Raw genomic sequence first — 6,953 nt, forward strand, 5'->3', positions numbered from 1 at the left:
GGCGCCGCCGTCCGGCTGGACCCAGGTGTTCCTGGACGACTTCAACGGCTCGGCGGGCTCCGGTGTCAACACCGCCAACTGGCAGTACGACACCGGGACCTCGTATCCGGGCGGCGCCGCCAACTGGGGCACCGGCGAGGTCGAGACGATGACCAGCAGCACCAGCAACGTCGCGCTCGACGGCAACGGCAACCTGCAGATCACCCCGCGCCGCGACTCCGCCGGCCGCTGGACCTCGGGCCGTATCGAGACCAACCGCACCGACTTCCAGCCTCCGGCGGGCGGCAAGCTGCGGGTGCAGGCGCGCATCCAGATGCCGAACGTCACGGGCGCGGCGGCCAAGGGCTACTGGCCGGCGTTCTGGGCCCTCGGGGCGCCGTACCGGGGCAACTACCAGAACTGGCCGGGCGTCGGCGAGCTGGACATCATGGAGAACGTCCAGGGCCTGAACACCGTCTGGTCGACGTTCCACTGCGGCACCAACCCCGGCGGCCCGTGCAACGAGACCACGGGCGTCGGCAACTCCACGGCCTGCCCCGGCAGCACCTGCCAGTCCGCGTTCCACACCTACGCGATGGAGTGGGACCGCTCGACCTCCGTCGAGGAGATCCGCTTCTACGTCGACGGGGTCAACCTGCACACCGTGCGGGCCAACCAGTTCGACGCCACGACCTGGAACAACGCCACGAAGCACGGCTACTTCCTCATCCTCAACGTGGCGATGGGCGGCGGCTTCCCGGGCGCCTTCGGCGGCGGTCCCTACGCCGACACCGACCCGGGCCACCCGATGACCGTGGACTACGTCCAGGTGCTCCAGTCCGGCAGCGGCGGCGGCACCACTCCCCCGCCCACCGGCAACCGCGACGCCTACGGCACCGTCCAGGCCGAGTCCTTCGACAGCCAGTCCGGCGTGAACACCGAGACCACCACGGACACCGGCGGCGGCCAGAACCTCAGCTATGTCTCGAACGGTGACTGGGCGCAGTACAAGGGCGTCGACTTCGGCTCGACGCCCGCCACCCAGTTCAAGGCCCGCGTCGCCAGCGGGGCGGCGTCCGGCGTGGGCGGGCTGGTGGAGGTACGACTCGACAGCCGCTCCAACGCCCCCGTCGGCAGCTTCGCCCTGTCCGGCACCGGCGGCTGGCAGAACTGGCAGACCGTCCCGGCCAACATCAGCGGGGTCACCGGCACCCACGATGTCTATCTCACCTTCTCCAGCGGCCAGCCGGCCGACTTCGTGAACCTGAACTGGTTCACCTTCGCGCACTGACGAACGCGGCGGCGCCGGGGCCACGGGCTCCGGCGCCGTTCGGCTTCAGTGGTTCCGGCGGTTCCGGCGGTTCCGGTACCCGTCCGTGAGGCACCTGTCGGCACACCGGCCCCGACGCCCGGTACAGGGACGCGGACGACGCGTCAGCTCAGCTCCGCCCGGAATCCGACCGGCGTGACTCCGGTGTGCAGCTGGAAGAACTTGGAGAAGTTGGCCGCGTCCGGGAAACCGATCGCCGCACCGACCCGGCCGATGGGCATGTCGGTGTGGGCGAGGAGGCGCTTGGCCTCCAGGATGACGCGTTTGTCGATGAAGCCCTTGGGGGTCTGGCCGGTGGCGGCGCGGACCGCGCGGACGAGGGTGCGGCGGGAGTAACCGAGCGCGTCGGCATAGGCGTTGACGCTGTGGTTGGAGTGGAAACCGCGCTCCACCGCGTCCCGGAACAGGGTGAAGGTGGTGTCCGCCTGGCTCCGGTTGGCCTCGGCGGAGCTGGCCGCGAGGTGGGCGAGGCGGAGCAGGAACGCGGTGAGGCTGTGCCGCAGGACGGCCGTGTGCAGGCTGAGCGGCAGGGTCTCGGTGTCCTCGTACTCGCGGCCGAGCTGGGCGAGGGAGTCCCGCAGCGCGGTGCGCTGCGCCGGGTCGGGGTGCAGCAGCGGAGGCAGGTCGTACCGGTAGAGGCCGGTCGCCTCGACGGTGGAGCGGGGCAGGAAGCCCGGCTGCATGGTCAGCACGGTGCCCCGGTACCGGCTGGTGCGGGAGAAGCGGTGCACCTGGCCGGGACGAATCCACAGCACGTCACCCGCGCCGGCCTCGTACTCGGCGAAGTCGATCATGTGCCGGACCGGCCCCTCGGTGAACAGCATCACCACGTGGAAGTCGATGCGATGGACCCGGTCCAGCGGGGCATCCGCATGCCAGGTGCGGTCCTCACCCATGGGGCCGACCTGCATGCCGACACCGCCCACGGCCAGCTCGGTCGGGAAGGGGAAAGTCCTGATCCCGTCACAGTCCGTGCCGCGACCCACACCTTGAGGCGATCTGTCCGCCATGTTCGATTTGCCGTTCCTGTCAAGCGGTCGGTGTCCCAGATTCACCACAGGCTGACACACCCCGACCTTTCCGCGAAAAAGTCAGACTTTTAAGTTTGAACGCGTTTGATCGGCATCCCTGCTTCTGAAGAGGACTTCTTGAAGATGAGCACCCAGACACCCGAGAGCTTCGAGTGGACCGATCTCGACCGCCGCGCCGTCGACACGGCCCGGCTTCTCGCGGCCGATGCGGTGCAGAAGGTCGGCAACGGCCACCCCGGTACCGCGATGAGCCTCGCGCCTGCCGCGTACACGATCTTTCAGAAGGTGATGAAGCACGACCCGGCCGACCCCGAATGGACCGGCCGTGACCGCTTCGTCCTCTCCCCCGGCCACACCTCGCTGACCCTCTACACCCAGCTCTTCCTCGCCGGGTACGAGCTGGAGCTGGACGACCTCAAGGCGTTCCGCACCCAGGGCTCGAAGACGCCCGGCCACCCCGAGTACGGACACACCGCCGGTGTGGAGACCACCACCGGCCCGCTCGGCCAGGGTGCCGCCAACGCGGTGGGCATGGCAATGGCCGCCCGCTTCGAGCGCGGTCTCTTCGACCCGGAGGCCCCCGAGGGCACCTCCCCCTTCGACCACATGATCTGGGCGATCGTCTCCGACGGCGACCTGGAGGAGGGCGTCTCCGCCGAGGCGTCCTCGCTCGCCGGCCACCAGAAGCTCGGCAACCTCGTCTTCCTCTACGACGACAACCACATCTCCATCGAGGGCGACACCGAGACCGCCTTCTCCGAGGACGTCCTGAAGCGGTACGAGGCGTACGGCTGGCACACCCAGCGCATCGAGCCCACCGCCGACGGCGACGTGGACGTCCCGGCGCTGCACGCCGCGCTGGAGGCCGCCAGGGCCGAGACCGGCCGCCCCTCCATCATCGCCATGCGCACGATCATCGCCTGGCCCGCGCCCACCGCGCAGAACACCGAGGCGTCCCACGGCTCCGCCCTGGGCGACGAGGAGATCGCGGCCACCAAGCGCGTCCTCGGCTTCGACCCGGAGCAGACCTTCGAGGTCTCCGACGAGGTGCTGCGCCACGCCCGCCGCGCCCTGGACCGGGGTGCCGAGGCGCACGCCGCCTGGGACAAGAAGATCGCCGAGTGGCGCACCGCCCAGCCCGAGCGCGCGGAGCTGTTCGACCGCGTCTCCAAGGGCGAGCTGCCCAAGGGCTGGCAGGACGCGCTGCCGGTGTTCGAGGAGGGCAAGTCCGTCGCCACCCGTGCCGCCTCCGGCAAGATCCTCCAGGCGCTCGGCCCGGTGCTGCCCGAGCTGTGGGGCGGCTCCGCCGACCTCGCCGGCTCCAACAACACCACGATCGACAAGACCAGCTCCTTCCTGCCGAAGGGCAACCCGCTGCCCGGGGCGAACCCGTACGGCCGTACCGTCCACTTCGGTATCCGTGAGTTCTCCATGGCCGCGGAGATGAACGGCATCGCCCTGCACGGCAACACCCGCATCTACGGCGGCACCTTCCTGGTGTTCTCCGACTACATGCGCAACGCGGTCCGTATGTCGGCCCTGATGCAGCTCCCGGTCACCTATGTGTGGACCCACGACTCCATCGGCCTCGGCGAGGACGGCCCGACCCACCAGCCGGTCGAGCACCTGGCCTCGCTGCGCGCGATCCCGGGCCTGAACGTGGTCCGCCCGGCGGACGCCAACGAGACCGCCATCGCCTGGGCCGAGATCCTGAAGCGGCACGCCACCGACCCGGCCCCGCACGGTCTCGCCCTCACCCGTCAGGGCGTACCGACGTACGCTCCGAACGAGGACGCCGCCAAGGGCGGCTACGTCCTCGCCGACTCCTCGACCGAGGTCCCGGAGGTGATCATCATGGCGACCGGCTCCGAGGTCCAGCTCGCCATGGCCGCCCGTGACGCCCTGGAGGCCGAGGGCACCGGCACGCGTGTGGTGTCCATGCCGTGCGTGGAGTGGTTCGACCAGCAGCCGGCCGCCTACCGCGAGAGCGTCCTGCCGGCCGCCGTGAAGGCGCGCGTCGCCGTCGAGGCGGGCATCGGCCTGACCTGGTACCGCTATGTGGGTGACGCCGGCCGCATCGTCTCCCTGGAGCACTTCGGCGCCTCCGCCGACGCGAACGCCCTGTTCGCCGAGTACGGCTTCACCCCCGAGAACGTCGCCGCCGCCGCCCGCGCCTCGCTGGCCGCCGCGCGCGCCTGATCCCCCGCGACACAGAATTACGCGACGAAGAAAGATGAGCACTGTGACCGAAGCAATCAGCACCCCCGGAGCCCTCAAGCGTCTCGCCGACGAGGGCGTGTCGGTGTGGCTGGACGACCTGTCGCGCAAGCGGATCACCTCGGGCGGCCTGGCCGCCCTCGTGACGGACGGCGGCGTCGTCGGCGTCACCACCAACCCGTCGATCTTCCAGGCCGCCATCGGCTCCGGCGAGGGGTACGAGGAGCAGCTCACCGATCTGGCGGAGCGGGGTGTCACGGTCGACGAGGCCGTGCGCATGATGACGACCGCCGACGTGCGCGACGCGGCCGACGTGCTGCGCGGTGTGTACGACGCCACCGAGGGCCGGGACGGCCGGGTCTCCATCGAGGTCGACCCCCGTCTGGCCCACAACACCCTCGCCACGGTCGCCGAGGCCAAGCAGCTCTTCTGGCTGGTCGACCGCCCCAACGTGATGATCAAGATCCCGGCCACCGAGGCGGGCCTCCCGGCGATCACCGAGGTCATCGGCCTGGGCATCAGCGTCAATGTGACCCTGATCTTCTCCCTGGAGCGCTACCGCGCCGTCATGGACGCCTACCTGGCGGGCCTGGAGAAGGCCCGGGAGCGCGGCCTGGACCTCTCGCGGATCCACTCGGTGGCGTCCTTCTTCGTGTCCCGCGTGGACTCCGAGATCGACAAGCGCCTGACCGCCCTCGGTACCGACGAGGCCCTCGGCCTGAAGGGCCGCGCGGCCCTCGCCAACGCCCGTCTGGCCTACGAGGCGTACGAGGAGGTCTTCTCCTCCGCCCGCTGGCAGGCGCTGACCGGCACCGGTGCCAACAAGCAGCGCCCGCTGTGGGCCTCCACCGGTGTGAAGGACCCGGCGTACAAGGACACCCTGTACGTGGACGAGCTGGTCGCCCCCGGCACCGTCAACACCATGCCCGAGGGCACGCTCAAGGCCACCGCCGACCACGGTGACATCACCGGCGACACGGTGACCGGCCGCTACGAGCAGGCCCGCGCCGACCTCGCCGCCGTGGAGAAGCTGGGCATCTCCTACGACGAGGTCGTCCAGCAGCTCGAGGACGAGGCCGTCGCCAAGTTCGAGGCGGCCTGGCTGGAGCTGCTGGACGCCGTGACCGAGTCCCTGAAGAGCAAGGGAGTGGACGCGTAATGACGAGCAAGTCAGGCGAGCCGAAGGCGGCGGCCACCAAGGCCGAGCCCGAGGCCGAGCCGAAGGCGGAGCCGAAGCCGGCCGCCGCCGAGGCGGAGCCCAAGGCGCGCAGGACGCGGACCAAGGCGAAGCCCGCCGCGGTCCGCGAGGCCGAGGACATCCGGGTCCCGGTCACGCCGGCCGCCGAGTGGGAAAACCCGCTGCGCGACCCCCAGGACCGCCGGCTGCCCCGCATCGCGGGGCCGTCGGGCCTGGTGATCTTCGGTGTCACGGGCGACCTGTCCCGCAAGAAGCTGATGCCGGCCGTCTACGACCTGGCCAACCGCGGTCTGCTGCCGCCGGGCTTCTCCCTGGTGGGCTTCGCCCGCCGCGACTGGGAGGACCAGGACTTCGCACAGGTCGTCCATGACGCGGTCAAGGAGCACGCCCGTACGCCGTTCCGCGAGGAGGTCTGGCAGCAGCTCGCCGAGGGCATGCGCTTCATCCCCGGCGACTTCGACGACGACGCCGCCTTCGATCAGCTCAGGGAGGCCGTCGAGGAGCTGGACGCCTCCCGCGGCACGGGCGGCAACTTCGCGTACTACCTCTCGGTGCCGCCGAAGTTCTTCCCCAAGGTCGTCCGGCAGCTCAAGAAGCACGGTCTGGCGGACGCCCCCGAGGGCTCCTGGCGGCGCGCGGTCATCGAGAAGCCGTTCGGCCACGACCTGGAGAGCGCGCACGAGCTGAACAAGGTCGTGCACGAGGTGTTCGAGCCGGACCAGGTGTTCCGGATCGACCACTACCTGGGCAAGGAGACCGTCCAGAACATCATGGCGCTCCGGTTCGCCAACCAGATGTACGAGCCCATCTGGAACCGCTCCTACGTGGACCACGTGCAGATCACGATGGCCGAGGACATCGGCATCGGCGGCCGCGCGGGCTACTACGACGGCATCGGCGCCGCCCGTGACGTGATCCAGAATCACCTGCTCCAGCTCATGGCGCTCACCGCCATGGAGGAGCCGATCGCGTTCGACGCGGACGCGCTGCTCACCGAGAAGCTGAAGGTCCTGAAGTCGGTCCGCCTCCCGGACGACCTGGGCGAGCACACCGTGCGCGGCCAGTACGCGGCCGGCTGGCAGGGCGGCGAGAAGGTCGTCGGCTACCTCGACGAGGAGGGCATCGACCCCAAGTCGAAGACCGACACGTACGCGGCGCTGAAGCTGGAGATCGACAACCGCCGCTGGGCGGGTGTGCC

At 70.2% G+C, this 6,953-nt stretch carries 5 protein-coding genes; 4 read left to right on the forward strand and 1 reads right to left on the reverse strand.

Going from position 1 to position 6,953, the window contains the following annotated elements; translation table 11 throughout:
• A partial coding sequence (locus GT030_RS23155; protein WP_161202740.1) for a glycoside hydrolase family 16 protein occupies positions 1 to 1,270 on the forward strand: 1,270 nt, incomplete at its 5' end.
• A gap of 143 nt (positions 1,271 to 1,413) precedes the next feature.
• Here the strand turns inward: GT030_RS23155 and GT030_RS23160 are convergent.
• Complete coding sequence (locus GT030_RS23160) at positions 1,414 to 2,319, reverse strand: AraC family transcriptional regulator (protein WP_161202741.1); 906 nt, start codon at positions 2,317 to 2,319, stop codon at positions 1,414 to 1,416.
• A gap of 144 nt (positions 2,320 to 2,463) precedes the next feature.
• Here GT030_RS23160 and tkt point away from each other — a divergent pair, with 144 nt between their 5' ends.
• The 3 genes from tkt to zwf all read left to right on the forward strand — a co-directional run.
• A complete protein-coding gene (gene tkt / locus GT030_RS23165; RefSeq protein ID WP_161202742.1) occupies positions 2,464 to 4,539 on the forward strand; it encodes a transketolase in 2,076 nt (691 codons plus the stop codon).
• Between the two features lie 34 nt (positions 4,540 to 4,573).
• Entirely contained in the window at positions 4,574 to 5,716 is a 1,143-nt protein-coding gene (gene tal, locus GT030_RS23170; RefSeq protein WP_161202743.1) for a transaldolase, read from the forward strand.
• Positions 5,716 to 6,953, forward strand: a 1,238-nt coding sequence (zwf, locus tag GT030_RS23175) for a glucose-6-phosphate dehydrogenase (protein ID WP_202460458.1), incomplete at its 3' end; no start/stop codon positions are given. The genes tal and zwf, both read left to right, overlap by 1 nt.

The sequence above is a fragment of the Streptomyces sp. SID1328 genome (assembly GCF_009865595.1).
Classification (GTDB): Bacteria; Actinomycetota; Actinomycetes; order Streptomycetales; family Streptomycetaceae; genus Streptomyces; species Streptomyces griseoluteus.

Coding starts and splice junctions, on each gene's coding strand:
- GT030_RS23160 (WP_161202741.1), bottom strand. CDS start 2,319: ATGGCGGACAGATCGCCTCAAGGTGTGGGTCGCGGCACGGACTGTGAC.
- tal (WP_161202743.1), top strand. CDS start 4,574: ATGAGCACTGTGACCGAAGCAATCAGCACCCCCGGAGCCCTCAAGCGT.
- tkt (WP_161202742.1), top strand. CDS start 2,464: ATGAGCACCCAGACACCCGAGAGCTTCGAGTGGACCGATCTCGACCGC.